Source organism: Streptomyces sp. P3, from assembly GCF_003032475.1.
Taxonomy (GTDB): Bacteria; Actinomycetota; Actinomycetes; order Streptomycetales; family Streptomycetaceae; genus Streptomyces.
Genome location: NZ_CP028369.1, coordinates 6110541 through 6137224, shown reverse-complemented (window position 1 = coordinate 6137224; position 26684 = coordinate 6110541). Strand labels below are relative to the sequence as shown.

At 71.0% G+C, this 26684-nt stretch carries 26 protein-coding genes; 14 read left to right on the top strand and 12 right to left on the bottom strand.

All coding sequences use genetic code 11. The features are described from left to right. Positions 1 to 5: 5 nt before the first annotated feature. Entirely contained in the window at positions 6 to 1523 is a 1518-nt protein-coding gene (gene glpK, locus C6376_RS27175) for a glycerol kinase GlpK (protein ID WP_107445843.1), read from the bottom strand. Positions 1524 to 1547: 24 nt separating this feature from the next. Continuing rightward, entirely contained in the window at positions 1548 to 2393 is an 846-nt protein-coding gene (locus C6376_RS27170; RefSeq protein ID WP_107445842.1) for an MIP/aquaporin family protein, read from the bottom strand. Between the two features lie 345 nt (positions 2394 to 2738). Between C6376_RS27170 and C6376_RS27165 the strand changes: the two genes are divergently transcribed. The 5 genes from C6376_RS27165 (at position 2739) to C6376_RS27145 (ending at position 7225) form a co-directional block, all read left to right on the top strand. Beyond that, a complete protein-coding gene (locus C6376_RS27165; RefSeq protein ID WP_254076066.1) occupies positions 2739 to 3179 on the top strand; it encodes a DUF6325 family protein in 441 nt (146 codons plus the stop codon). Positions 3180 to 3258: 79 nt separating this feature from the next. Beyond that, positions 3259 to 3546 (top strand): SHOCT domain-containing protein, encoded by a 288-nt coding sequence (locus C6376_RS27160; RefSeq protein ID WP_107445841.1) that lies wholly within the window; start codon positions 3259 to 3261, stop codon positions 3544 to 3546. 262 nt (positions 3547 to 3808) lie between these two features. Next, the gene (locus C6376_RS27155) at positions 3809 to 4648 is read left to right on the top strand and encodes an SDR family oxidoreductase (RefSeq protein ID WP_254076065.1); all 840 of its coding nucleotides are present in this window, start codon (positions 3809 to 3811) and stop codon (positions 4646 to 4648) included. A 40-nt stretch (positions 4649 to 4688) separates the two neighbouring features. Continuing rightward, on the top strand, positions 4689 to 6182 hold the full coding sequence (locus C6376_RS27150; protein WP_107445840.1) for a cytochrome ubiquinol oxidase subunit I: 1494 nt from the start codon (positions 4689 to 4691) through the stop codon (positions 6180 to 6182). Next, complete coding sequence (locus C6376_RS27145; protein ID WP_107445839.1) at positions 6179 to 7225, top strand: cytochrome d ubiquinol oxidase subunit II; 1047 nt, start codon at positions 6179 to 6181, stop codon at positions 7223 to 7225. Before C6376_RS27150 ends, C6376_RS27145 begins: the two co-directional genes overlap by 4 nt. Before the next feature lie 78 nt (positions 7226 to 7303). Here the strand turns inward: C6376_RS27145 and C6376_RS27140 are convergent, their stop codons facing one another. The 6 genes from C6376_RS27140 to C6376_RS27115 all read right to left on the bottom strand — a co-directional run bounded on the left by C6376_RS27140 (position 7304) and on the right by C6376_RS27115 (position 14639). Further along, positions 7304 to 9142: a glycoside hydrolase family 15 protein gene (locus C6376_RS27140; RefSeq protein ID WP_107445838.1), complete on the bottom strand. Its 1839-nt coding sequence runs from the start codon at positions 9140 to 9142 to the stop codon at positions 7304 to 7306. A 159-nt stretch (positions 9143 to 9301) separates the two neighbouring features. Continuing rightward, positions 9302 to 10162 carry a GDSL-type esterase/lipase family protein gene (locus C6376_RS27135; RefSeq protein ID WP_107445837.1) on the bottom strand — a complete coding sequence of 287 codons (861 nt, stop codon included), beginning with the start codon at positions 10160 to 10162 and terminating at the stop codon, positions 9302 to 9304. A gap of 38 nt (positions 10163 to 10200) precedes the next feature. After that, positions 10201 to 11295, bottom strand: coding sequence for a rhamnogalacturonan acetylesterase (locus C6376_RS27130; RefSeq protein ID WP_107445836.1), 1095 nt, complete (start codon positions 11293 to 11295; stop codon positions 10201 to 10203). Between the two features lie 55 nt (positions 11296 to 11350). Further along, positions 11351 to 12421 (bottom strand): glycosyl hydrolase 53 family protein, encoded by a 1071-nt coding sequence (locus tag C6376_RS27125; RefSeq protein WP_107445835.1) that lies wholly within the window; start codon positions 12419 to 12421, stop codon positions 11351 to 11353. Between the two features lie 417 nt (positions 12422 to 12838). After that, positions 12839 to 13804: a PaaX family transcriptional regulator C-terminal domain-containing protein gene (locus C6376_RS27120; RefSeq protein WP_107445834.1), complete on the bottom strand. Its 966-nt coding sequence runs from the start codon at positions 13802 to 13804 to the stop codon at positions 12839 to 12841. Positions 13805 to 14060: 256 nt separating this feature from the next. Continuing rightward, positions 14061 to 14639 (bottom strand): TetR/AcrR family transcriptional regulator, encoded by a 579-nt coding sequence (locus C6376_RS27115; RefSeq protein ID WP_107445833.1) that lies wholly within the window; start codon positions 14637 to 14639, stop codon positions 14061 to 14063. A gap of 91 nt (positions 14640 to 14730) precedes the next feature. Between C6376_RS27115 and C6376_RS27110 the strand changes: the two genes are divergently transcribed. Next, entirely contained in the window at positions 14731 to 15177 is a 447-nt protein-coding gene (locus C6376_RS27110) for a DUF1772 domain-containing protein (RefSeq protein ID WP_107445832.1), read from the top strand. A gap of 634 nt (positions 15178 to 15811) precedes the next feature. Beyond that, positions 15812 to 18415, top strand: coding sequence for a rifamycin-inactivating phosphotransferase (rph, locus tag C6376_RS27105; protein ID WP_107449214.1), 2604 nt, complete (start codon positions 15812 to 15814; stop codon positions 18413 to 18415). Between the two features lie 98 nt (positions 18416 to 18513). Here the strand turns inward: rph and C6376_RS27100 are convergent, their stop codons facing one another. Beyond that, complete coding sequence (locus C6376_RS27100; RefSeq protein ID WP_107445831.1) at positions 18514 to 18825, bottom strand: NIPSNAP family protein; 312 nt, start codon at positions 18823 to 18825, stop codon at positions 18514 to 18516. Positions 18826 to 18941: 116 nt separating this feature from the next. On the opposite strand from C6376_RS27100, the gene C6376_RS27095 reads away from it, so the two are divergent. The 3 genes from C6376_RS27095 to C6376_RS27085 all read left to right on the top strand — a co-directional run bounded on the left by C6376_RS27095 (position 18942) and on the right by C6376_RS27085 (position 21279). Continuing rightward, positions 18942 to 19916: a GNAT family N-acetyltransferase gene (locus C6376_RS27095; RefSeq protein ID WP_107445830.1), complete on the top strand. Its 975-nt coding sequence runs from the start codon at positions 18942 to 18944 to the stop codon at positions 19914 to 19916. Between the two features lie 31 nt (positions 19917 to 19947). After that, positions 19948 to 20526, top strand: coding sequence for a GNAT family N-acetyltransferase (locus tag C6376_RS27090; RefSeq protein WP_216825609.1), 579 nt, complete (start codon positions 19948 to 19950; stop codon positions 20524 to 20526). A 120-nt stretch (positions 20527 to 20646) separates the two neighbouring features. Then, positions 20647 to 21279 (top strand): ATP-binding protein, encoded by a 633-nt coding sequence (locus C6376_RS27085; RefSeq protein WP_107445828.1) that lies wholly within the window; start codon positions 20647 to 20649, stop codon positions 21277 to 21279. Positions 21280 to 21376: 97 nt separating this feature from the next. Here the strand turns inward: C6376_RS27085 and C6376_RS27080 are convergent, their stop codons facing one another. Further along, positions 21377 to 22651, bottom strand: coding sequence for an MFS transporter (locus C6376_RS27080; protein WP_107445827.1), 1275 nt, complete (start codon positions 22649 to 22651; stop codon positions 21377 to 21379). Positions 22652 to 22774: 123 nt separating this feature from the next. On the opposite strand from C6376_RS27080, the gene C6376_RS27075 reads away from it, so the two are divergent. Beyond that, on the top strand, positions 22775 to 23209 hold the full coding sequence (locus tag C6376_RS27075; RefSeq protein ID WP_107445826.1) for a VOC family protein: 435 nt from the start codon (positions 22775 to 22777) through the stop codon (positions 23207 to 23209). Between the two features lie 216 nt (positions 23210 to 23425). Here the strand turns inward: C6376_RS27075 and C6376_RS27070 are convergent, their stop codons facing one another. Next, positions 23426 to 24061, bottom strand: a complete 636-nt coding sequence (locus tag C6376_RS27070) for an RraA family protein (RefSeq protein ID WP_107445825.1) — start codon at positions 24059 to 24061, stop codon at positions 23426 to 23428. A gap of 408 nt (positions 24062 to 24469) precedes the next feature. Between C6376_RS27070 and C6376_RS43915 the strand changes: the two genes are divergently transcribed. After that, complete coding sequence (locus tag C6376_RS43915) at positions 24470 to 24625, top strand: hypothetical protein (RefSeq protein ID WP_159083258.1); 156 nt, start codon at positions 24470 to 24472, stop codon at positions 24623 to 24625. A 113-nt stretch (positions 24626 to 24738) separates the two neighbouring features. After that, on the top strand, positions 24739 to 24894 hold the full coding sequence (locus C6376_RS44520; RefSeq protein WP_173985739.1) for a DUF6131 family protein: 156 nt from the start codon (positions 24739 to 24741) through the stop codon (positions 24892 to 24894). A gap of 77 nt (positions 24895 to 24971) precedes the next feature. On the opposite strand, the gene C6376_RS27060 is transcribed toward C6376_RS44520, so the two are convergent. Beyond that, positions 24972 to 26162: a PP2C family protein-serine/threonine phosphatase gene (locus C6376_RS27060; RefSeq protein WP_107445823.1), complete on the bottom strand. Its 1191-nt coding sequence runs from the start codon at positions 26160 to 26162 to the stop codon at positions 24972 to 24974. Between the two features lie 140 nt (positions 26163 to 26302). On the opposite strand from C6376_RS27060, the gene C6376_RS27055 reads away from it, so the two are divergent. Further along, entirely contained in the window at positions 26303 to 26656 is a 354-nt protein-coding gene (locus C6376_RS27055; RefSeq protein WP_107449213.1) for a VOC family protein, read from the top strand. Positions 26657 to 26684 lie beyond the last annotated feature (28 nt).

Here is a 26684-nt window from a genome sequence, read left to right as displayed (position 1 = left end):
TCGGGCTATTCGACCTTGGCCCAGTCGAGCGTGCGCTCCACCGCCTTCTTCCAGCCCGCGTACCCTTCCGCGCGCTGGTCCTCGGACCACTGGGGCTCCCAGCGCCTGGACTCCTGCCAGTGGGTGCGCAGTTCGTCGGTGTCGCGCCAGAACCCGGTGGCCAGGCCCGCCGCGTAGGCCGCGCCGAGCGCCGTGGTCTCGGCGACGACCGGACGGCTGACCGGCACTCCGAGGACATCGGCCTGGATCTGCATGCACAGGTCGTTGGCCGTGACGCCGCCGTCCACCTTCAGCACGTCCAGATGGACTCCGGAGTCCTGCTCCATGGCCTCGACGACGTCGCGGCTCTGGTAGCAGATGGACTCCAGGGTCGCCCGGGCCAGGTGACCGTTGTCGTTGTAACGGGCCAGACCGACGATCGCGCCGCGGGCGTCGGAGCGCCAGTACGGAGCGAACAGGCCGGAGAAGGCGGGAACGAAGTACATCCCGCCGTTGTCCTCCACGGTGCGTGCCAGGGCCTCGCTGTCCGCCGCGTCCTTGATGATCTTCATCTGGTCGCGCAGCCACTGCACCGCGGAGCCGGTGACGGCGATGGAGCCCTCCAGGGCGTACACCGCAGGGCTGTCGCCGAACTGGTATGCCACGGTCGTGAGCAGACCGTGCTGCGAACGCACCAGCTCCGTACCGGTGTTGAGGACCAGGAAGTTGCCCGTGCCGTAGGTGTTCTTGGCTTCGCCGGGCGCGTAGCAGACCTGTCCCACGGTGGCCGCCTGCTGGTCGCCGAGCACCCCGGCGATGGGGATGGCGGCGCGGAGCGGCCGGGAGGTGCGGGTCACGCCGAACGCCTCGCGGTGGGAGGACGGGTTGATGGTGGGCAGCATCCGCCGGGGGATGTCGAAGAAGCCCAGCAGTTCGTCGTCCCAGTCGAGGGTCTCCAGGTCCATCAGCATGGTGCGGCTGGCATTGGTCACGTCGGTGGCGTGGACGCCCCCGTCGGGGCCGCCGGTGAGGTTCCACAGGACCCAGGCGTCGGTGTTGCCGAAGAGGGCGTGGCCCGCTTCCGCCGCCTCGCGGACACCGTCGACGTTCTCCAGGATCCACTGGATCTTGCCGCCGGAGAAGTAGGTCGCCGGCGGCAGCCCCGCCTTGCGGCGGATCACGTCACCCCGGCCCGAGCGCTCCAGGGCAGCCGCGATGGAGTCGGTGCGGGTGTCCTGCCAGACGATGGCGTTGTAGTAGGGACGTCCGTTGCGCGGGTCCCACACCACGGTGGTCTCACGCTGGTTGGTGATGCCGATGGCGGCCAGGTCCTCGGGTGAGAGGTTGCCGTGCCGCAGCGCGTTCTGGATCACCGAGTTGGTGCGTTCCCAGATCTCCACCGGATCGTGCTCGACCCAACCCGAGCGCGGGAGGATCTGGGCGTGCTCCAACTGGTGCTTCGCCACCTCGTTGCCGGAGTGGTCGAAGATCATGAAACGGGTGCTGGTGGTGCCTTGGTCCACCGCGCCCACGAAGTCAGCCATGAGTTGCCGCCTCTGCTGTGGGGGTCATTCCTCGGGTGCCGGAACGCGGCCGGGAGGCTCCGGCTCCGCCGTCGGCAGGAACCGGCCGACGAGGCCCTTGTAGAGCCCGGCGCCGAGCAGGCCGCCGATCAGGGGGCCGATGATCGGCACCCAGAAGTAGAGGTTCCCGTACTGATCTCGCCATGCTGTGCCGTAGCCCGTGAAGAAGCTGGCCAGTCGGGGCCCGAAGTCACGTGCCGGGTTGATCGCGTACCCCGCGTTGGTGCCCCACGCCATGCCGATGGCCACGACGATCAGACCGACGATGAACGGGGCCAGGTTGGCACCCGGCGGGGTGTTCAGCAGGTCCGTGACGGCCAGGATCAGCAGGAGCAGGATGGCGGTGCCGATGATCTGGTCGCGGAACGCGCCCCACTCGTGGACCGGCAGGTTCGGGTTGCCGTTGGCGGGGAGCGTGGAGAACACGCCCTGCGTCTTGATGGTGTGTCCGGGGTCGGCCTTCGCCAGTGCCTCGGTGTAGTTCCACCGCACGATGAGGGCCGCCACGAAGGCTCCGGCGGTCTGGGCCAGCGCGTAGGGGGCGACCTTGCGCCACGGGAAGCCCTTGAACGTGGCCAGGGCGACCGTCACCGCGGGATTGAGGTGGGCGCCGCTCAGTCGCGCCGCGACGTAGACGCCGAGGGTGACGCCGAGGCCCCAGGCCCAGGCGATGCTGTCGTGGTTTCCGAGTCCCCCCGGCGGTGTCGTGAGCGCTCCGCCGGCGACCACCTGGGCCACCACGCCACAGCCGAAGAGGATCAGAATCATGGTGCCGACGAATTCGGCCGACAGTTCGCCGACCAATCCGTGCATTTTCAATCGCTCAGCCATGGAAGCCCGCTTCCCGCCGGCTCTGAGCCGGCACGTCGACTGCTCGAGCTCTCCCGCACAACAGCATAGGGCGATCATGGACTAAACGCACAAACTGGTCCCGGCGCGGAATCACGTGCAGCGCTGCGGTCGTCCCGACCGGATCCCGGGCTGTCGCGTCACCCCCGACCCGGTCCCGGAACCCCAGCGTGCCGGACGCCCCGCACATCCAGGACGTCCCGGACATGCAGGCCCCCTGACCGAGTGCTGCAATGGCTGGAAAGCACCGTCCCTCGGACCCGAGCGCGGGCGACCGACACCGTGGCGGAACACGGCCGGGGCCGGACCCACCGCTGAGGAGTGGCCATGCACCAGGACGTCGCGGACATGGGGCCCGTCGACTATCTGATCGTCGAGTTCCCCGAAAGCCGCATGACGGGCGAGGGCATGCCCCTGCTCGTCGAGCTGGTCGAGAACGGCGTCATCCGCATCCTCGACCTCGTCTTCATTCAGAAGGGCGCCGACGGATCGGTCGCCGTGCTGGAATTCAGGGAGCTCGGCGATCGGGCCGAACTGACGGTGTTCGAGGGAGCCTCTTCCGGCCTGCTCGACCAGGGCGACCTTGACGAGGCCGGCGCCGCGCTGGAGCCCGGGAACTCGGCGGCCGTCATCGTGTACGAGAACCTCTGGGCCGCTCCCCTGGCTCGTGCGCTACGGCGTGGTGGCGCCCAGATGGTGGCCGGAGGGCGCATCCCCGTGGACGCCCTGCTGGCGTCGCTGGACGCCACCGAGCCGGCGGCCCCGTGACCGCCCGCTGACACCGCGACCGCCCGCGCCCCCGCGGCGCGTCCTCACGACTTCGCACGGACCAGGGGAGATGAGTGACATGCCAGGACTTCTTCGCGGTGTGGCCCGCACCGCCGTGATCGCGGGAACGGCCACGGCCGTGTCCAACCGGGTCTCGAGGCGGCAGGCAGGCCGGTGGGCCGAGCAGGACAGCGCCCGCCAGGACGTCGGCCAGCAGGCCACCCCGCCCGCCCCCGCCGCCGCGCAGCCGCACGACGACGACATGACAGCCAAGATCGACCAGCTCAGGCAGCTCGCCGACCTCAAGGCTCAAGGGGTCCTCACCGAGGAGGAGTTCGCGGCACAGAAGCGTCGGCTTCTCGGCTGACCCGGTCGAGGGCCGTGGAAGACCGTGGGCCCGACCGGCGGGCACGGTGCCCGCGCTGCCGGTGGGCGACCGCCGGTGGCACGAGTGGGCCGACCGGGACCGGGCACCCGCCTTCCGGCGGGCGAACCTCCTCCCCCGGTCGGCCCAAGACCGCTCTCCACGACGCGCCTCCGAGCGACCGCGGTGTTTCGGTGAGTGTCTGAACCCGGGCCCTTGAGGTGAGCCCCGGAGACCCGGCCGCGCAGTGGAGGAGACAGTCATCGTGAGTCCGACCGAGGGTGCGCCCCGTGACGTGATCCCCGCCCACCTGCTCAGAGGCCAGAAGGCACTCGTCACCGGCGCGAACTCCGGGATCGGCCTGGCGACCGCGGTCGCGCTGGGCCGGGCCGGAGCCGACGTGGTCGTGAACTACGTGGCCGGCCAGGAGGAGGCCGACAAGGTGGCGGAGGAGATCAGGTCCTACGGGGTGCGGGCGGCGGCCTACCAGGCGGACGTCTCCGACGAGGACCAGGTCGTCGCCATGATGAACCGGATGGTCGAGGAGTTCGGCACGATCGACATCCTCGTGGCCAACGCCGGGATGCAGCGGGACGCCGCGTTCACCGAGATGACGCTCGCCCAGTGGCGGAAGGTCCTCGACGTCAACCTGACCGGGCAGTTCCTGTGTGCGCGGGAGGCGACGAAGGAGTTCCTGCGCCGCGGAGTAGTCCCCGAGGTGTCGCGTGCCGCCGGCAAGATCATCTGCATGAGCTCCGTGCACCAGGTCATCCCGTGGGCCGGGCACGTCAACTACGCGGCCTCCAAAGGCGGTGTGCAGATGATGATGGAGACCCTCGCCCAGGAGCTCGCACCGAAGAAGATCCGCGTGAACGCCGTCGCCCCGGGGGCCATCAGGACGCCCATCAACCGCAGCGCCTGGGACACCCCCGAGGCCCGTGAGGACCTTCTGCGGCTGATCCCCTACGACCGCGTCGGCGACCCCGAGGACATCGCCCACGCCGTCGTCGGCCTCGCCTCCGACCTCATGGACTACGTGGTGGGCACCACGCTCTTCGTGGACGGCGGAATGACCCTCTTCCCCGGCTTCGCGACCGGCGGCTGACACTCCACACGCGCGCGCGACGCCTCCCGAACGGAATCAGATGCACAGCACGCTGCAGGCACTGGCGGACGCCCCGGCGCAACTGCTCCCGGCCAGGTCTTTGATGGCCTTCACCCTCGCCTCCCACATCGTCCTCGTCCCGCTGGGCGTGGCGCTGCCGCTGATCACGCTCGTCCTGCACGGCTACGGCCTGCGCCGCGGGGACCGGACCGCGCTGCTGCTCGCCCGCCGGTGGTCGGCGGTGATGGCGGTCCAGTTCGCGATCGGGGTGGTCACCGGCACCGTGCTCTCCTTCGAGTTCGGCCTGCTGTGGCCGGGCCTGATGGGCAGGTGGGGCGACGTCTTCGGGATCGGGTTCGGCGTCGAGGCCTGGGCCTTCTTCCTGGAGGCCGTCCTCATCGCGATCTACCTCTACGGCTGGCGGCGGCTGCCCGCCCGGACCCACTTCCTGCTCGCCCTGCCGCTGCCGGCCGCGGCCCTGCTCGGCGCCTTCGGCATCCTGGCCGCCAACTCCTGGATGAACACCCCGCGCGGCTTCCGCCTCGACTCCGCGGGAGACCCGGTCGACGTGAAGATCTGGAAGGCGATCTTCACTCCTATGTTCGGCCCGCAGTACTGGCACTTCGTGGTGGCGATGCTCGTGACGGCCGGCTACGTCGTGGGCGGCGTCTACGCCGCGGGATGGCTCCGCGGCCGCCGGGACCGGTACCACCGCCTCGGCTTCGGCGTTCCCTTCACGGTCGCCGCGGCGCTCACGCCGGTCCAGTTCGTCCTGGGCGACTCGATCGCCCGGAAGGTCTTCCACGAGCAGCCGGTGAAGTTCGCCGCCATGGAGATCGTCTGGAAGACCGGCACCCACATGCCGGAGTACCTGTTCGGCCGCCTGCACCCGGACGGCAGCATCTCCGGCGGCATCAGAATCCCCCAGCTCGACTCCGTCCTCGCCGGCTTCAGCACCGACACCCGGGTCACCGGACTGACCTCCGTGCCCGCCGACGCGCGGCCGACGGCCACTCAGGCAACCATCGCCCACTGGGCCTTCGACATCATGGTCGGCATCGGCTCCCTGCTCGTGGCACTCTCCCTGTGGTACGCCCTGGTCTGGCTGCGCCGGCGCCGGCTGCCCGCCTCGGCGTGGTTCTACCGGTGCGCGGCGGTGGCGGGCGTCGCCTCCGTCGTCGCGGTCGAGAGTGGCTGGATCACCACCGAGGTGGGCCGCCAGCCGTGGATCGTCTACGAGAACATGCGCGTCGCCGAAGCCGTCACGTCGACCCGTTCCACCAGCCTGTGGATCATGTTCTCCCTGGTCGTCGTGGTGTACGTGTGCGTCTTCGCGTCCTTCCTCGCCGTCCTGCTGAAGATGCGCAACCGCTGGCGGCTCGCCGACGAGGAGGACCGGCGGGCCGGCGGAGCCGCCTCACCGCGACAGACGCCGGAGTCGGGCCTCCCGTACGGGCCGCGCCCCGCGGTGCCGACCGGCGCGCCGCCCCGGTCGGGCGACGCCGCCTCCCCGCCCACGGAGCCCCGGCCGTGACCGCGGACGTCGTCGCCGTCGTCCTGCTCCTCGCGGTGGCTGCCTACGCCTGCGCCGGCGGGACCGACTACGGGGCCGGGTTCTGGGACCTGCTCGCGGGCGGAGTGCGCCGCGGCAGGAGGCCGCGATGGCTGATCGACCATGCGATGGCTCCGGTGTGGGAGGTCAACAACGTGTGGCTGATCTTCGTCCTCGTCGTCATGTGGACGGGCTTCCCCGTCCTGTTCCAGCGTCTCTTCCAGTCGATGTGGCTGCCGCTGGCGCTGGCAGCCGTCGGCATCGTGCTGCGCGGCGCCGGCTTCGCGCTGCGCAAACCCGCGCAGCGGCTGGCCGGACGGCGCCTGTACGGCGCGGTGTTCGCCGTCTCCTCCCTCGTGACGCCGTTCTTCCTCGGCGTCGCGGCCGGCGGGGTGGCGTCGGGCCGGGTGACGGCGGAGGCCGACCCGTCCGCGCACGCCTGGGCCCATCCCACGCCGGTGCTGTTCGGTCTGCTGGCCGTGGCGACCACCGCGCTGCTCGGCGCGGTGTTCCTCGCCGCGGACGCCCGCCGCTTCGACGCGCCCGACCTGGCCGGCTACTTCCGGGGGCGGGCTCTCGCGGCCCTGGGGTGCGTCGCCGTCCTCGCCTTGAGCACCCTCGCGGTCACCCGTGACGACGCCCCGCACGTATGGCACGGGCTGACGCACGGGGTTGGACTGGTCTTCGTGGCGGCCGCGGCCGCGAGCAGCCTGGCCACCGTCTGGCTGCTGGTGCGCGGCGCCCCCGCGGTCGCCTGGTCGCGGGTCTCGGCGGTCGTCGTGGTGGCGTCCGCGGTCATCGCCTGGGGCATGGCGCAGCGCCCGTACCTCGTCCCGACGACCCTGACCGTCTCCGAGGGGGCGGGGGCGGACACCACGCTGCGCTGGCTCGGCCTGGTCACCCTCGTCGCCGTGGTGCTGGTCGTGCCCGCCGTCGCCCTGCTCTACCGGCTCGACACCCGTGGGGAGTTGGAAGGCCTCACCGACGCCGACCTGCGCCGCGGCGGCGCCGGGGACGAGGGCTGAGCCCCGCCGGGTGCCCGGCGCGACGCCGGGGAGGGGTGAGTGAGTGATCGCGGTGACGGTGCCGGGTACGAGCGGGGGTCACGTGCGGTTGAGCGCGGCGTCCAGGGTGATGGCCGCGTCGATGAGGGCGAGATGGGTGAACGCCTGTGGGAAGTTGCCCAGTTGGCGGCCCGTCGGGTCGATCTCCTCCGAGTACAGGCCCAGATGGTTCGCGTACCCCATCATCTTCTCGAACACGAGCCGCGCCTTCTCGGTGCGTCCCGCTCGCGCCAGCGCGTCGACGTACATGAAGGTGCACAGCGAGAACGTGCCCTCGGAGCCGCGCAGACCGTCGGGTGAGGCTTCGGGGTTGTAGCGGTAGACCAGGCTGTCGCTGACCAGTTCCTCTTCCACCGCATCGAGGGTCGTGGCCCACAAGGGGTCTTCGGGGGTGATGAACCCGACCGTCGCCATGCGCAGCAGCGAGGAGTCGAGCACGTCACTGCCGTAGTGCTGGACGAAGGCCCGGCGTCCCTCGTTCCACCCCTTGGCCATGACCTGTTCGTAGCAGTCGTCCCGTGCGCCGCGCCAGCGTTCGACGCCGGCCGGGCGGCCGTTGGACTCCGCGAGCCGCAGGGCGCGGTCGAAGGCCACCCAGGACATCACGCGTCCGTAGGTGAAGTCCTCGCGGCCGCCGCGGGTCTCCCACAGGCCTTCCTCCGCCTGGTCCCAGTGGTCGACCAGCCAGTCGAGGTCGGTGCGCAGCGCCTGCCATCCCCGGTGTCCCACCTGCAGACCGTGCCGGTGCGCGAAATGGATGCTGTCGAGCGCCTCTCCGTAGATGTCCAGCTGGAGTTGCGTGGCGGCGCCGTTGCCGATGCGCACCGGCGCGGAACCCGCATAGCCCTCCCAGTGGTCGAGCGTCGCTTCGGCCAGGTCGGAGGAGCCGTCCACCGCGTACATGATGTTCAGCGGGCCGGTGTCACCGTCCTTGCCGGCGTGTTCCCCGACCCGGTCGGCGAGCCACTGGATGAACGCCCGGGCCTCGTCGGTGAACCCCAGCCCGAGCAGGGCGTACACCGAGAACGAGGCGTCGCGGATCCAGGTGAAGCGGTAGTCCCAGTTGCGCTCGCCCCCGAGTTGCTCCGGGAGCGCTGCCGTCGGTGCGGCCACCACCGCGCCGGTCGGCGCGTAGGTCATCAGCTTCAGCGTGATCGCGGAGCGCTCCACGGTCTCGCGCCAGCGCCCCGTGTAGCGCGACTGGTGCAGCCAGGAGCGCCAGAACGCGACCGTCTCGTCGAAGAGCCGGCTGTACTCGGCGAGGCGCATCTCCCGGGGCGGTCCGCCGGCGGACCGTTCCAGGACCAGCCCCCGCTCCTGGCCCGCCTCCAGCGTCAGGCTGAAGTGCAGGGCGTCCCGCCGGTCGGCGAGCAGATCGAGCAGCCGCTCGTCGTCGGGCTCGCGGACGGGGTGCACGGTGAGCTCCGTGCCGTCCTCCGAGACGAACACCGCCCCGTGCTCGCTGAGGTGCAGCCAGTGGCCCTTGCGCCCGTAGTCGAACCGCGGCTCGACCTCGACGTCGAACGTCATCCTGCCGCGCACGCAGCGGACCATGCGCACGATCCGGTGACTCTCGGTGACCGTCGTACCGGTCACGGGCATGAAGTCGATCACCTCACCGGTACCCGCCTCGGTCATGAACCTGGTGACCAGGATCGCCGTGTCGGGGAGGTACAACTGCTTGGTCGCGTAGGCCCGGTGCTGGGGCCGGATCGTGCAGTGCCCGCCCTTGTCCTTGTCCAGCAGCGCGCCGAACACGCTGGGCGAGTCGAATCTGGGGACGCAGAACCAGTCGACGCTGCCGTCGGTGGTCACCAGTGCCGCGGTCTGCAGGTCACCGATGAGGCCGTGGTTCTCGATCAGCGGGTAGTCGTCCATCAGGGGCGCCTCTCGGTGCGCGATTCACCCGATTGCCCCCTTGCAACAGAGTAGGCCGAGCCTGGGGAATCGGCGCGCGGGTCGTCGGGCGGGCGCGCGGTCCCGCCTGAGCCGACGCCGCCGGACCGGCACGGCGGACCGGCGGCCACCGCCTCCGCGCTACCTGAGGTACGCCGCGAGCGGGAGGTTCTGCCGCCGTACGTCTCCGGCGACCAGTCCGGCGATCTGCTGCGCGCCGTAGGTTTCGAAATGGGTGTGGTCGTTGCAGAAGAACGCCCCCAGAGGACCTGATCCGTAGTCGCCGTTGTTGGGGCAGAAACGGAGACTGTTGTAGCGCGAGACGCTGAGCGTGTGCAGGTCGACGACCGGCGCTCCGGTCGCGGACGCGGCGGCGAGGACCTCGGGGACAAAGCCGCGGTTCTTGGTGGCCGTGCTGCCGGAGCAGGTGATGGCGGCGACCGGGGTGAGCAGCGCGGGGTGCGCGCCCCGGGCCAGGGCGGCCTGCGCCATCATGGTCGTCAACTGCTGGTACCGCGCCCGCCCGACGTGCCGTGGGCAGGCCGAGGAGGAGTCGTTGATGCCGAACTGGATGAACAGGTAGTCGCCGGACTTCATCCCGGTGCTCGCGTTCAGCATCGCCTGCCAGCGTGACGCGTACGTACCGGACGTGAGCCGGCACTCGCCGTCGGAGCCCTTGGCGCCGCTCACGTTCCCCTCGTACAGCCAGGTCTGGATGCTGCGTCCGCCGACCGCCTGGTTCTTCACGGTGACGCCGCCGGTGAACAGGGCGCCGAACCGACTGCCCCAGCCGACCGGACAGCGGGCGGCACTCGGATCGGCCATGGTGGAGTCACCCGCGAGCCACACGGTGACCGGGCCGGCCGCGGCTCGTTCGGCGGGGGCGAGGGAGGCGCCGGTGCAGCCGGCGGTGGCCCTGTCGACGGCCGAGGCGGTGTGGACGCCGAAGCCCGACAGGGCGACCACCAGTGCGGTTGTGACGAGTGTCCGAAGGTTCTTCATCGGGTTCCTCTCCGGGGACGGGCTTTCGCGCGCGTCGGTCAACGCAGGAACGCGGCCAGGGGCAGGCCCTGTTCGCGGATGCTCCGGAGCACCAGCGCCCCGATCCGGGTCGCGCCGTACTGCGAGAAGTGGGTGTTGTCCGTGACACCGTCGGTTGCCGAGCGGAGGAACAGCTGTGCGGAGGCGGACGGGCCGAGGGACTCGAGGAGCGTCCTGCTCCCTGCGGTCAGGTCGATCACCGGCACGTGCTGCGCCGTGCCGACCGCGCGCATCGTGGCGGGCAGGTCCACGCCGACGGCGTTGACGTGCATCGCCGTGGAAGTGAGCCGGTCACCGGTGAACAACCGACGGACCGGTGGTGTCACCAGGACGGGAACGCCGCCCTTGGCGCGGACCTGGGTGACCATGGAGGTGAGGTTGTTCCGGAAGGCGGACGCGGTGGTCTGCTTGTCGTTGTGGCCGAACTGGATGAAGACCGGGTCGTTCGTCCTGACCTTCGCCAGCAGTGCCGGGAAGAGCGCGGAGTTGCTCAGGAAGCTGCCCGAGGTCTCCCCCGAGTCGGCGTAGTTGGCGATCACCGCACCGGAACGCACCGCGCTCGGGATCATCTGGCCCCAGCCGGTGTAGGGGGCCGCCGGCTGGTCGCACACGGTCGAGTCGCCGGCCAGGTAGGCCACGGTCGGCTGCGCCGCGGGGCGCACCGAGACGGCCGACACCTGGGGGGCGGGCCCTGTGAACCGGATGTCCAGACCGGGCGTTCCGGTGCCTCCCTGGCCGGTCGGCTGGCCTTCCGGCTGCCGTACGTCGATCGTGAACGACTGCGTGGCGACGGCGCCGGCGGCCGTCCTCGTCGCCGGCAGCATCAGGCGGCGGGCCTCCGCCCACATCTCGGTCCGGCCGGCGGAGGAGCCGCCGCCGACGGAGACGGTCACGTCGTAGTCGCCCGGCGCCACCGCGTAGTGACAGGTGATCGGCGAGGTGCCGGAGCACCCGGCCGGGAGCGCCCGCGGTGCGGCGTCATCGGCGTGCGCCGGCCCGGAGCCGAGAAGTACGGTCAGGGTCAGCGCTCCCGCAACTGCCAGCCGGGTCTCCCGCCTTCCGCGGTCGCGCAGGGACGTGCTGATTGCCTTCATGGGGTTGCGTCCTCGGTCGTGAGTGGGGTGCGGGTCAGGGTCTGCGACCCGTCGCTCAGGCCTGGGTGAAGCCGTCCATGATGGCGGTGGGCCGCTGGGTGGCGGAGTCCCAGGCGCCCATGGCGTAGCCGGTGAACGGTGACATGCACTCCGGCTCCCAGTAGAAGATGCCCTGCCCGCCGTCGGCCTTCAGCGCCCTGATGTAGGCGACCAGCGCGGCCCCGGTGGCGGAGGCCCGGTCCGCCCGGCCGCCGAACTCGCTCTGCAGGAAAGGCTTCCCGTACGCGGCCGAGATCTTCTTCATGTTTGCCACGATCCCGGGCGCGAGGTCGGCGCTGCCGTAGGAGGAGAACACCGACATGTCCCACTTGCCGCCGCCCGCCGCGAAGCGGCTGAAGAACGTGGTCATCGAGTCGTACTTCTGCGGCTGGGCCAGGTGGATGCACACGATCGAGTTCGGCGACACCGCCTTCACCTGGGTGTACGCGGCGTTGAACAGTGCGGTCATCTGGGCCGGGTTGGAGACGCTGCCGACGGGACGGCAGATGCCGCTGTTGGTCTCGTTGCCGATCTGCACCCACGTGGGCAGCACGTCGTTGTTCTTCATGACGGTCATCGACTGGTTCACGTAGGAGCTCATCGCGCCGACCATCTGAGGGTGGCTCATGTTCTTCCAGGCGGCGGGCGGGTTCTGCACTCCGACGGAGTTCCAGGTGTCGCCGAACATGTAGTCGAGCATGATCGACATTCCGGCGGCCTTGATCCGCCTGGCGAAGGCGGCGACCTCGTTGATGCTGCAGTGTCCGTCGGTCGGACTGCTGGAGGGACTGACGAACGTGCGCAGCCGTACGGCGGTGATGCCGTACCCCTGGAGAACGGTCAGCAGATCCTGCTTCTGCCCGCTCGCGTTCTTCCAGGAGAGGCCGCGCGCTTCCATCTGCGGCGCCCAGCTGATGTCGACGCCCTTGACGAACCCCGCGGCGGCGGCGGCCGGCGTCTCGAGTTCGGCGAGCGCCGCGGCGGTGGCGATCGCCCCGGCGGTGGCGGTGGACGCCTTGAGCAGGGTCCTGCGGCTGATCCGTCCGGGTCCGGAGGTCTCGGTGGAGTGCACGGTGGGTCGGTGCATCGGTGACTCCTTCTCCCGCACGGGCCGACGCCCCGGTCGGGTCGGCCTGCGAGCGGAGTGATCGTGGGGGGGCGGCCCGCGGCAGGCCGTCGTGCGGATTTCTGGCGCGGCTCGTCGTGCGGATCGTCTGGCGCGGCTCGTCGGAAAGCGGGCGCGGAGGTCTCCGATCCGTCGGAGTGCCGGTGCGGAGAGCCGCCCGCCAGGGGGTGCCGTGCAGGGACGTACGCCTTGCGGGAACCCGGGGCCTCGGCGCTGCACCGGAGACGGAGCACGCGATGAGGTGACCGGCGTCGATCGGGCGTGAGCGGGTGGACTGGGAACGTTCCCACACCGTCGTACAACAGAAAGAGTCGCGACCGAGCGCCCGTCTGTCAATCGTTGCGGCCCACATCGCCCCGAACCCGCGGGGCGGATCGGTCAGCCGGGAAGGTGGCCGATTCCGGCGCTCATGCCGGCGATCGTGTGAGCCGTGATGCCGGGATGCGGGTCGTCGGCGAAGCGCGCCGCCACCGAACGGACATGCTCCTGCGCCGTGTGGGCGAGACCGTCGTACACCGCGACGCAGACCTCCCGAGCCCGGGACCGGGGCCAGTCGGCCGGCAGCAGATCGACGGGCAGCAGCGGGTCCAGCACCGGGAAGTGGCGGTAGGCGCCCATCACCTCGGTACGTGCGCGCACCGCGTCGGCCCCGGTGACGTCACCCGCACCGATACGGGGCAGCACGGCACTCCACCGCTCGACGAAGATCTCGTACTGCTCGGCGATGCCGGCCAGATCCCACGCCTCGACGGGATTGCGGTTGGCCTCCGTCTCGAGATCCACCTGACGGGCCCGGAACACGCTCATCGCCCCGAGCGCCAGATCGGCGAGTTCGCCGCGCCCCTTGGGAGTCAGGGGATGCGGCGAAGCCCAGACCGCGTCGTACAGGGGCGCGAATCCCCGCCAGCGCAGCGCGGTGCGCAGCGCGCGGCGTCGCGTGCTCTCCTGCTCCGGCACGGAGAAGGCGACGAGCGTCCACCGTCCGTCCCACGCGTCGGGCTGCGTGGTGAAGGTGGCGATCGAGGCACCGCCGCTCCACAGGTCCACCGCGGCGTCCCGGGTCAGTCGGTACGAGCTGCGGCGCCCCTGCCGGCTGCCCTCCAGCACCCCTCGACGCGCCAGCCTGCTGATCGTGGTGCGGGCCGCGCCGTCGGCGACGTCGAACTCCCCCAGCAACGCCACGATCGCCGCCGCCGGCAGCCGGGCACGGCCCGGAAACGTGTAGTCGGCGATCAGCGTGACCGTCAGAGCCGCCGGTGAGGCGCCCGTCTGCCAGCGGAGTGACCGCGTGGGTCCGGTGCCGTCGCCGGAGAAGATCTCCTCGAGCTGGGACAGGTTCGCCAAGTTCTGCTCCGACGCGTCGAATACGGCGCTCCCACTGCAATGACCCGTCCGTCGCCCGGCGGCCCATTGATCTGACATTCGGATGCCCGACCGGAGCACCGAACGATACATCCCGTGCCCGCCCGGCGCGCCGTCGCGGCCCTGTTCTCCTGCAGCCGCGCCGGGACGACGTGCGGCTCCGCGCGGGAAGCGCCGTCGCGGGCAGGGCGGCGGCGGGGCCGGGAGCCCCCGGCCGCGCAGCCGCCGGGACGGCGTGTCAGAGCGCGGCGAGCCGGCCGACCAGCAGTTCCACCCTTTGCTCGGTCTCGCCCGGCGGCAGCCGTCCCGCCCGGGTCAGGGTCGCGATGCCGTGCAGGGACGCCCAGAACACCTCGGTGAACAGTCCCGGGTGGACGCCGTTCCCGGCGACCTCGTCGAGGCACTCCAGCAGTGCGGCGAAAGCATCCTTGAGGGGTTCGGGGGTGTCCTCCCGCGCGTACGCCAGGCCGCCGTCGAGCTGGAACAGGGCGTCGTAGACCGCCGGGTTGCGTGCGGCGAAGTCGAGGTAGCCGCGGGCGAGGGCGGTGACCCGGGCGCGCGGGCCGTCCGCGGCGGCGGTCGCCGCCCGCAGCGCCACGGCCAGCTCCGTGGCGCCTTCGAGGGCGACGGCACCGATGATCTCGCGTTTGCCGCGGAAGTGGCTGTAGAGGACGGGCTGGCTGTACTCGATGCGCTCGGCGAGCCGGCGGGTGGTGACCGCGTCCCAGCCCTGCTGCTCGGCGAGTTCGCGGGCTGTCGCCACGATGAGGCGCTCGCGCGCCGCCCGTTCCCGCTCCTTGCGTTCCTGTACCGACATACACAGATCCTAGCATCGCTAGACAACCGAGCGGCAGCAGTACTAGCGTTGCCATGTCATCTAGCGCCGCTAGATTCCTGGAGGGATCATCATGCTCAACGCACTCGAAGTGTTCACCACCGTGGTCGTCGGCGTGATGGTGGGGGTGGAGTTCTCCGTCGCCTTCGTCATCAACCCGATCCTCAACGCGCTCCCCGAGGACAGCGCCCAGCTCGGCCACGCCCACGGGGGCCGGATGCTGGGCGCGGTCATGCCGGTCTGGTACATCGGCTCGCTCGTCCTCGTCGCGGTCTGGGCCGTCGCCGGACGGCATCACGCGGGCACCGGTCTCGTCGTCACCGCCGCCGGACTGCTGATCCTCAGCGTGGTCATGTCGATCCTGCTGCTCGTCCCGATCAACAACCGGAACAAGGCGTGGACCCCCGGGAACCGGCCCGCCGACTGGAAAGAACAGCTGAACCGCTGGAACCGCTTCCACTACGTCCGCGTCGCCGTCATCATCGCGGCCTTCGCCCTGCTCGTCGCCGCCCTCGCCTGATGCCGGAGTCGCCCGCCGGCCGGCGACCGAAAGACATCCGGGAACGCGGCCGCGGCTCACGTCCCACGACCGCGTTCCCGACGAAGACCCGCAAAGTGACCCGCAAAGTGACCCGCGACGCGACACCGGTCGTGGTCAACGGCCTGCCGACGGCGCGCGAGACCCGCAGGACCGCGGCCAGTTCGACGCCACCCGCCCCGCAGCCCGCCTGACGCCGCATCGGCCCGCGCCGGTATGCGCCTGTCCGTGCCCACCGGGAAGGCGAGGCGCACGATTTCCGTCCCGTGCGCGGGCGACCTGGTCCGCTCCCGTTGCTCCGGGACGGCGTCGCCCGGTCTCCTGCCCCGAATCGCCGCCCGGAAAAAGGACGAGGGCAAGGAACTCTCTCCTCACCCTTCTCAACGTATAGCGCACCGGGGGGCTTGCGGCAAGGCCCGGGTGATGCCGCAAAATCTTCGGCCAAGGCCACAACCTGCGGAAATGAGGGCACTTACGTGCGTGTGTTGTCGACGTACCGGGGACGCGATGACGTCGGACCAGCGGTGGGGACGGTGTGGCCGCCGAGGGCGTCCGCGCCGACGACGAGATCGGCCGGTGCGATGCGACGGGACACGGCTGTCGCAAAGGCACGGCGATGAACGGGCCGTACGTGTGGGATCTTCACGACGTCGACAACACGCAGGCCGCGGCCGTCGGCGGCAAGGGCGCGAACCTCGGCGAACTGTCGCGGATCGAGGGTGTCCGTGTACCGGCCGGGTTCTGTGTGACGACGGACGCCTTCCGGCGGATCATGGCACAGGCGCCGTCGATGGACGATCGACTGGATCGGCTGGCGCGTCTGGACCCGGAGGACGCGGAGGCGGTCCGCACGCTGAGTGCGGAGATCCGCCGGACCATCGAAGGGATCGCCGTTCCGGGCGAGTTGGCGGAAGCGATCGCCGGGGCGCTCGCCGGGCTGGGTGAGGGGACCGCCTGGGCCGTTCGCTCCAGCGCGACGGCGGAGGACCTTCCGACGGCGTCCTTCGCCGGCCAGCAGGACACGTATCTGAACGTCGTGGGACCGGCGGCGGTTCTCCGCCATGTCAGCCGGTGCTGGGCCTCGCTGTTCACCGAGCGCGCCGTGGTGTACCGCCGGCGCAACGGGATCGACCACCGCACGGTGCACATGGCCGTGGTCGTGCAGCAGATGGTCTTCCCCGAGGCGTCCGGCATCCTGTTCACGGCCGACCCCGTCACCGGCAACCGGAAGGTCGCCACCGTGGACGCCGGCTTCGGCCTCGGCGAGGCCCTCGTCTCCGGCCTGGTGAACCCGGACGTCCTCAGGGTGCGCGACGGCGAGGTCGTCGCGAGGACGATCGCCGCCAAACACCGGGCTCTGCACGCGCTGCCGGGCGGCGGTACGCGAGAGGTGGCCGTCGACCCGCAGCGGCAGGAGCAGCCGGCGCTGACGGATGCGCAGGCCGTGCGGCTCGTCGGGATAGGGCGGCGGATCGAAGCGCACTTCGGCTGCCCGCAGGACATCGAGTGGTGCCTCGTCGACGGCGACTTCCGGATCGTCCAGAGCCGGCCGATCACGACGCTGTTCCCGGTCCCCGTCCGCGAGGCCGGCGACCGGGAGAACCGCGTCTACGTCTCCGTCGGTCATGGGCAGATGATGACCGACCCCATGAAGCCCCTGGGGCTGTCCATGTGGCGGCGGACGGCCATGGTCCCGATGCACGAGGCAGGAGGGCGGCTGTTCGTCGACGTCACCCCGCGCCTGGCCTCGCCGGCGAGCCGCGCCGGCCTCCTGGACGTCATCGGGAGGGGCGATCCGCTGACCAGGGACGCGCTGGAGACCGTCCTCGAGCGCGACGACTTCGTGACGTCGCTGCCCGGCACTGCTCCCGGCGGGCCGCCGGTCGGCGGTGCGTTCGACCCGACCGAGACCGATCCGTCCGTCGTCGGCGAACTGATCGGCCGCAGCCAGGAGTCCGTCGCCGCCCTGGAGCGCGACCTCCGCACCAAGAGCGGACCGGCGCTGTTCGACTTGCTGTCGGCGGCCTTCGAGGAGCACAAGCGCGTCCTCAGCGATCCGTTGAACATCCGGGCGATCATGGTGGCGATGGAGGGCACCTGGTGGCTCAACGACAGGCTGCGGGAGTGGCTGGGCGAGAAGAACGCGGCCGACACGCTCACGCTCTCCGCCCCCGACAACGTCACGTCGGAGATGGGCCTCGCGCTGCTCGACGTCGCGGACGTGATCCGCCCGTATCCGGAGGTGGTGGCGTTCCTGCAGGGCGTCCGGGACGAGGACTTCCTCGACGGACTGGCCGGACTCGCGGGCGGGGCCGAGGCGCGCGACGCCATCGAGGCGTACCTCGACCGGTACGGCATGCGCTGCGTCGGCGAGATCGACATCACACGACCACGTTGGCGCGAGCGGCCCGACACGCTCGTGCCCGTGATCCTCGACAACGTCAGGAACATCGAGCCCGGCACCGCCGAGCGGCGCTTCGAGGAGGGCCGGCAGAAGGCGCGGAAGAAGGCGGCCGAGGTGGTGTCACGCCTGCGGGCCCTGCCGGACGGTGACCGCAAGGCCGACGAGACGCAGCGGATGATCGACCAGGTCCGAGCCTTCATCGGGTACCGGGAGTACCCCAAGTACGGCATCATCAGCCGCTACTTCCTCTACAAGCAGGCCCTGCTGAGGGAGGCCGAACGCCTCGTCCGGGCCGGTGTGCTCGCCGCGGTGGAGGACGTCTTCTACCTCACGTTCCAGGAGTTCCACGACGTCTCGCGCTCGAACCAGTTGGACGAACAGCTCATCCAGCGGCGCAAGGAAGCGTTCCGGTCGTACCACGCGCTGACGCCGCCCCGGGTCCTCACCTCGGACGGCGAGGCCCTCACCGGGGCGTACCGACGCGACGACGTGCCGGCCGGCGCTCTGGTCGGCCTCCCGGTCTCGGCCGGGATCGTCGAGGGAAGGGCCCGCGTCGTCCTGGACATGACGCAGGCCGATCTCGAGACGGGCGACATCCTGGTCACCACGTACACCGACCCCAGCTGGTCGCCGCTCTTCGTCGGGATCACGGGCCTCGTGACGGAGGTGGGCGGGCTGATGACGCACGGCGCGGTGATCGCCCGGGAGTACGGACTGCCGGCCGTCGTGGGCGTGGAACGGGCCACTCGGCTGATCCGGGACGGACAGCGGATCCGCGTGCACGCTACCGACGGGTACGTCGAGATCCTGCCCTGACCGATCGGGCGTCCCTGGTGGCCCCGCGCCCGGCGCTCGGCCGGATCCGCGGCCGGGGCGCGAGGCCGCGGGACCACCGGGGCGTGCCGTCGAGCGGGCTATGACACGCCGTCGAGCGGGCGGAGGAAGCGGCGTTGGTACCGCCTGATGCAGCGCGTACGGCGAGCCAGTTCGAAGGCCTGCTGGCACTCCGGGTCGGACACGCTGTCCGTGCGGTACTGCTCGTAGGCGGCGAGGCTGGGAAACGAGAAGAGGGCGTAGGCGATGTCGCTGTCGCCCTCGCTCGGCAGGAAGTAGCCGTGGTGCGTCCCGCCGAAGCGGTTGACCAGCCCGACCCAGCGGCGGCCGTATTCCTCGAAGTCCTCCAGCCTGTCGGCGTCGATCTCGTAGGTCAGATGAACGGTGATCATGACGCCATCATGCAGCGGAACACGACGTGGCCGAAAGACTGCGCGACGACACCTCGCGTGGCCCCGGCGAGGAATTCGGCTCGACAGGCGCCCCCGGACGGCGCAGGGTTCACCCCATGTCCGACTCTCCCCTTCTCCGGTCGCAGGCCGGCTACCGGAGCCGCCCGGCAACCACGGCCGACGTCCGGGAAATCCACCGCTTGGTCACCGCATGCGAACACCGACTGCACGATGGGGCCACGACCGACGCCGACGGCATCGCCGCCGATCTCGGTCAGCCGGGGCTGGATCTCCCGTACGACACGGTGCTCGTGCACGACGACGGCGGCCAGTTGGCCGGCTGGGCGTGGGTGCGGGGACGACGCTCCACGGTCGACGTCCACCCCGACCACCGAGGCCGGGGACTCGGCCGATCGCTGCTCGACTGGGCCGAGGCAAGGGCCCGCCGGAGAGGCGGCGACCGGCTTGCCCAGACCGTCTCGGACAGTGATCGGACGGCCGTCGCGCTGCTGCGGTCGAGCGGGTACTCCCCACTCGTCACGGAGTGGCTCCTGGAGATCGCGATGCCCGAGGAGCCGGTCGTGCCCGAGCCGCCCGAAGGAGTCGTGGTCCGGCCGTTCCGGCCAGGCGACGGGCACGCGGTGCACCGGCTCACCGAGGACGCGTTCGACGAGTGGCAGCAGCGGCGGCAGTCCTACCAGGAGTGGGCCCGGCACACCGTCGACCGCACGACCTTCGAACCGGCGGCGTCGCCGATCGCCTTCGCGGGCGACCGGATGGTCGGCGCGGTGCTGTCGTTGAACGGCCCGGGCAGGGACGAGGGGTATGTCGAGCGTGTCGCCGTACGGCACGACCACCGCAACCGGGGGATCGCGCGCATGCTGCTGCGGGAGGCGTTCCGCGCCTTCTACGTCCGCGGGATGCGGACCTGCACGCTGTGGACGCATTCGGACACCGGAGCGCTGTCGCTGTACGAGCGGATCGGCATGACGGTCCGGCGCAGTTCCACGGTCTACAGCAAGGATCTCGCCCCGGGGAGAGCGGGAGACGGAGTGGACGACTCTCCCTTCCCGCAAGCGCCTTCGGAGTGAGTCCGCCCGGTGACACGGGACAATGACCGGCGTGAACCCGTTACCCACGCTGTCCGCCACGGAGATCGGCACGGACCGCCTCCGGCTGCGCAAAGCGCACGACGGCGACGTCGACGCCCTCATCGACCTCCAGACCGATCCGCAGGTCCGGGCCCACCTCGGCGGACCTCGGCCGCGGAGCGCCGTCGAGCAGTACTTCGACGCGAACGGCGTCGGCGCCGTCGCCGCCAGGCCCGGCACCTATGTCGTCGCCGACAGGAGGACCGACCGCTGCGTGGGGACACTGGTGCTCGACCGCCGCTCCCCCGGCCTTCCCGGGCACGTCACCGAGGAAGGCGTGGAGTTGGAGCTGAGTTACCTTCTCCGACGCGGCAGTTGGGGCGCGGGGCTGGCATTCGAGGCCGCCACGGCCGCACTGCGCGTCGCGGCCGGTGAACTGCCCGACCAGCCGGTCCTGATCGTGACGCAGACGGCCAACGAGCGTTCGCTGCGGCTCTCCACCCGCCTCGGCTTCCAACGTGTCGGTACCTTCGAGGCGTATGACGCGGAGCAGACCCTCGCCGCCGCCCGCCTGCATGCGTTCAAGGCGCAGCCACCGGGCCGGGGGTAGGGCGTGCGCGGGCATCCGGTGCGTGCTCGGCACTCGTCCCCCGCCCGGCTTTACGACGACGGGCCCGGGGGCCGCCGATTCCGGGAGTACGCCGCAGGTGAAGTGGCGGATACTCGCGGGATGGACGAATCGACGGCCCTCTGGACCAACACCACCCACGACTGGGCCAGTACGGTGGATCTGGACCATCTCGCCCGGATTCGCCGAGAGCCGCAGACCTTCGCCCCCGGCGGACCGGCGCACCTCGTCCTCGAAGTCGTCGCGTACGCGGCCGACGAGGCGTCCCATCGCGCGGGGGGCCGGTGCCTCGTCACGCTGCACCGCGACGGCTCCGTGTCCGTGGCGGACGACGGGCGAGGCACCGACACCCGGGTCGACGCTCATGGTCGGACGGTGAAGAAGCCGGTGATGGCGTCGAAGGATCTGCGGTTCTTCGATCTCCCGGATGCGGAGCGGCTTCCGGACGGCCATCCGCGTCGCGGGATGTCCGTCGTGGCGGCGCTCAGTGAGTGGCTGGTGCACACCAACCGCCGTCACCACGGTGCCTGGACCCAACGTTACGAGCATGGTGTGCCCGTGAGTGACCTGAACCCGCTCGATGCCGACGGCACCACCGGGACGCTCGTCCGTTTCCTGCCGCTCATCTCACTGCGCACACAGGAGCCGCCGTCCGCGGACGATCTCACGCGGTGGTGCGCGCACTGGCCCGACCTGGCGGTACGCCTGAAGGACGAACGCGACCTGGCTCCATGATCCGGGCGCGGTCGGGCACTTCGCGCCCGGACTGACAAGGCACGCGGGATTCGCGGACGGCCCGCCGACGCACTGACGGCGCCGCCGGGCCGGGCCGTTACGTCTGTTCCACCTCGCGACGGTCGTTCGTCGTCGGCCGGTCGACCGGAGTCAGGCGGTTGACACGGTGAACGGCGGGGACGCAGAGGTTGAGTACGGTCGCAGCGGCGATCATCGCGGCGCATGCCAGCAGCACCGTCCGTCCGTCGAAGGAGTGGGCGGCAAGGGCGGTGACGAGGTAGCCGACCGGAATGGCCAGTCGCTCCCCGATACCGTTGAACGCGATCAGCCGGCCCTGTTCCGCCTGCGGCACATGCTGCTGGAACACGGTGGTCCACGCGACGACGGCGACGTCGAGTCCGATTCCGGCCAGCAGGGCGGCCCCCAGCACGACCGGCAGGGGCAGCCCCCAGGCCATGGCTGCCAGGGGGAGCACGAGCGCACCGCCGGCGGCGACCGCGACCATGAGCAGTCGGTACGGCTTCCAGCGCAGGCATACAACGGTTCCCGCCAGCAGTCCGGAGGCGAAGGCCGCCTGGATCAGGCCCCAGTCGCGCGCCCCCGCGTACTGCGACACGGCGACGAGGGGGCCGAGAAGCTGGAAACCCGCCAGCCACGCCGCGACGAGGACGGTGCCGGCGGCCGTGTAGGTCCACAACCAGGTACGCGACCAGAAGCTCGTCCAGCCGGCCCGCAGATCCGCCAGCGCGCTTCCGGATCTGGTGAGCGGGGCGTCCAGGCGCAGACCGAGCAACAGGACGGCCGCCGCGGCGAACGTGAACGCGTCCCAGGCCAGGGCCCAGGCCGCGCCGCTTGCGGCGACGACGAACCCTCCGACGACCGGAGCCAGTACCTTGACCGCGTTGGTCGGCAGTCTGAGCAGCGCGTTGGCCTGTTGCAGATGCTCCGCGGGCACGATCTGCGCTACGGCGCCCTGCGCGGCCGGCCCGGCGAACGAGGCCGCGGTGCCCGCCACGAAGCCGCACGCCGCGATCGAGGCCGTCGTCGCGTGTCCCGTGGCCACCGACAGGGCCAGCACGCCCTGGGCGCCCGCAGCCAGCAGGTTGCCGAGGAAGAGCAGCCGGCTTCGGGACAGACGGTCCGCGAAGACGCCCCCGGCCAGCAGGAAAACGATCATGGGGACGGTGTTGGTGGTGAGTACGAGGCCGAGGGAACCCGGTCCTCCGCCCTGCTCGATGACGGAGTAGGCGAGCGCGAGGGGCGCCATCGCGGAGCCGGTCGCCGAGATGAGCTGGGCCGAGAGGAACCGCCGGAAAGGCGCGATTCCCCACGGCGTGCTGATGGTTGTCGGTGACTCTTCGGCGGACTCCATGATCTCCCTCGTGTTGGGCGCAGCGAGCACCCTAGTCCAGCGTGCACGGGTCGAAGTCCCTTGCGGGCAACGCGGCATGACGCTCCGTCCGAAGGCTGTCGAGTCGCCTGTTACGGTGGGCCGATGGCATCGGTCAAGGAGTTCCAGGTCACCTTCGACTGCGCGGAACCCGAGCGTGTGGCCCGCTTTTGGTGCGAGGTGCTGGGGTACGTCCTGCCCGCGCCGCCGAAGGAGTTCGCCACGTGGGACGACTTCAAGCGCTCACTGCCGCCGGAGGAGCGGGGTGCGTGGTCCGTGTGCAAGGACCCCTCGGGTGTCGGCCCGCGGCTGTACTTCCAGCGTGTTCCCGAGGGCAAGGCCGTGAAGAACCGGGTGCATCTCGACGTGCGCGTCGGCACCGCACTCGTGGGTGAGGAGCGCGTGGCCAGGCTCGAGGCGGAATGCGCACGGCTGGTCGCGCTCGGCGCGGTACGCGTACGACTTCTGCCCGCCGACGAGGACAACGAGTCGTGCCTCCTCATGCAGGACGTCGAGGGCAACGAGTTCTGTCTCGACTGAGCCGCAGGTGCGCGGCTGCGGGGCCGGTGTCCGCGGGTGGGCCTGGACGGCCCTGTGCCCGGGAACGCGTCACTCCATCCGTGCCGAGGCCGTGCCCGCGCCGCTCCGGCGGTGGCGGAACCCGGCCCGGCACCGACACCACCGCGGCGTTGGCGGCGAAGGTGCGGTCGGGCCGTCTTGGCGGGCAGGGCTCCGGTGGGGGCACCTGTGAGCGTGTCAGCTCTCGAAGCCCTGGGCGCGCAGGATCTCGTCGATGCGGTCGCGGTGGGCCGTCTCCCACATGTCGAGGCTCTCGCCTGCCTCCTTGGTGAGCTTGGCGCGGGCCGCGGTGCGCGTGTCCTGCGTGCGGGCGGAGGGGACGACCACTATGCCTTCCTCGTCGGCGACGACGATGTCACCGGGGCGCACGGCGACTCCGGCGCAGCGCACCGGGGCGTTGAGCGGCTCGACCGCCTTCTTGCTGCCGGGGAAGGGGATCACCCCTCGGGCGAACACGGGGAAGCCCATCTCCCTGACCTCGGCCAGATCGCGGAGGAGCCCGTCGGCGACGAAGGCCGCCACACCCCGCCGCTGCGCGACGGCGCACACGTTGCCGCCGGCCAACGCGTAGTCCAGGTCGCCCGACTCGACGACGATGACGGCGCCGCTCTGCGCGCGGTGGATGGCCGCGTGCAGCATGAGGTTGTCGCCCGGCGGGCACCGCACGGTGAACGCCGGCCCCGCCACGCGGGGCACCGGCGACCACAGGGGACGGATGCCCGTGCCCATGACCTGCTCGCGGCCGAGGACGTCCGCAAGGGTCGTGGTCGGGATCTTCGCGAACGCGGCGGCCGCTTCGGTCGTGTCCATCATGTGTCTCCCCCTCGTGGTGAACGGGCCCGCGCTGTCCCGGGCCCGTTCGTTTCTACACGACGGGTGCCTCGTCCGTGCGGACGGGGCACCCGGGAGCTCCCTCTTCAGACCTGTTCCAAGGCCCTGTTCGGCTGCGGTGGCGACGAGGGGCGAAGTCCTCTGCTCAGTCGACCAGCCTGCCCGACAGCCCGCCCGCGGGCTGGGCCGGACAGGGCACGGGGAGGCGGCCGGTTCCGCGTGTGACGTCCGGTCCGCCGGGCGCCGTGCCCCCTCACCCGACCACCGTCGGCCGCACGCACGGCGGAGATCCGGGGGCGGCCGTTTCGAGGGTGGCGATCCCGTTCGCGGCTCGGAGAAAGCGGGTACTCGGAGTCGGCACCCTCATCGGACACGGGCGGGGCGATCGCCATGACACACGACACGACCGGCGGCCTCGGCGCGACGGGTCGCCTCGCCGGCGGCCCGAGCATGTCGGCGGACCGTACAGCGGGCGTGCGCGTCGCCGTCGTCGACGCCCGACTGCCCGACGGGGAGGAGCACCCTGCCCCGGCCGGGGCAGGGTGACGCGGCAGCCGCGCCCCTCCTCCTTCGTCACCCGTCAGAAGGCCTCGTTCGTCTCTCGTCAGAAGTCCCGCCGCTCGTGGCGTGGCAGCCGACCGCTCCCCGAGGGGGAAGCCATGATCATCCTGGGTGTCATTCTGCTCGTCATCGGTCTCGTCGCCGGCATCGCCTTCCTGTGGACCATCGGAGTCATCCTGGTGGCCGTGGGAGCGGTGCTGTGGGTTCTCGGCGCGATGGGACACGCGGTCGCCGGGCGGCGTCACTACTGGTGACCCGGGACCTCGGGAACGCGCCGCTTCAGGCGGCTCCCCTCGGTCCGCCGCGCACGAGAAGAGGCCCGCCGCGGGCATCACCGCGGGCCGGGTCTCTCCTCGGCCGGTCTGCGCCGATTGCCGTGCCAGTCCAGTATCAGCACCGTGGCATCGTCCCTGAGACTGCCGTGACAGGCCTCGAGCACCGCGGCGGTCAGGCTTCGGACGGCTTCCCGCGGGTGCAGGCCGCGGGTCTGGTGAACGATCGAGGCCAGGTCGGCGGCCGCGGCGCCGCGCTCCTGCATGCCGTCGGTGAGCAGAACCAATCGGTCCCCGGGAAGCAGGTGCAGTTCCTGGAGACGGTAGGGGGTGGGCGCCGCCACACCGAACGGCAGGTTGACGGCGAGTTTCAGCTCTTCGACGGTGCCGTCGCGCAACCGCAGCGGCCGGGGATGGCCGGCGTTGACCAGCTCGCACAATCCGGTGTCGAGCTCGACGCACAGCAGTTGTCCGGTGGCCAGACCGCGGCTGTGGCTCAGCAGGGCCTGATGCGCGTGGTCGGCCTGGTTCAGCGCGTCACAGCCGCTGCGGCGCGCCTGTCGCAGCGCCCCGACCAGCAAGGTGGCCAGCAGAGCCGAGTTCGTGTCGTGCCCCATGGCGTCGGTGATGGACAGGTGGAGCTTGTCGCGGTCGAGCGTGTAGTCGTAGGTGTCGCCGCCGATGTCGTCGGCCGGAACCAGCCCTGCGGCGAGGGTGAACTGTTCCGCCTCGCAGCACGGGGCGGAGGGCAGCAGCTGGTGCTGGATCTCCGCGGCCAGGCTCGTCTCGGTGGTGCGCCGGCCCAGGTGGTAGAGATCGGTGAAGCGGCGGTCCGTGACGATGATGTAGGCCAGCGCGTGTGCCGCGTCGCGGACCTGCCGGAGGACGGTGTCGTCGACGGACTGCAGGGTCACCTCCAGGACGCCGATGCAGTCGCCGCGGTTGGTGACCGGCGTGATGACACGCCGTCCGTCCTGCCCGTCCGGTTCCACATGCTGACGTTGGCTCCGCAGAACACTGTCGTAGACGCTGCCCAGCAGGTCCGTCGGCTCGTCGTGGTCCGCGAGGTCTGCGCCGGCCGCGGCGAGGCGCACCAACCGCTGACCGACCAGGTCGACGAACAGGAAGGACACACGCTCCGCCCCGAACCGCTTCTGCAGGTCGTGCGCCACGACATAGACTGATTCACCGGGCGGCGCCGCCTCCGCAGCGGCCAGCAATTCGCCCAGTTCAAGATCTCCACCCTCCACAACAACCTCCCATCGGCTGCCGCTTCTTCTTCCCCGGATCTCCGCAACGTCACGTGATGCGCCTGTTTCCGCCTGGTCAGGACGGCGGGCCGGGACGGTTCGGCAGCCCCCGTGCCACGAATCCTGGCAGGATGGCGGGCATGGAACGTGTGCTGGGCATCGGTGGATATTTCCTGCGGGCCGCGGATCCCGCGGCCTTGGGCGCGTGGTACCGCGAGTGTCTGGGTCTGGACGCCGACGACCACGGTCTGTGGCGTCAGGAGACCGGTCCGACGGTGTTCGCGACGTTCGAGTCCGGGACCGACTACTTCGGGTCCCGCGCCCAGCAGTCCATGCTGAATTTCCGGGTTCGCGACCTCGACGCGATGCTCGCGCAACTGCGCGCCCGGGGTGCGGACGTGGCCGAGGAGACGCAGGACATGGAGGGGGTCGGCCGGTTCGGCTGGGTGGTCGACCCCGAGGGCAATCGCGTCGAGCTGTGGCAGCCCGCCTGACCGGGCTGCGACGCGCGGCGAGACGCCT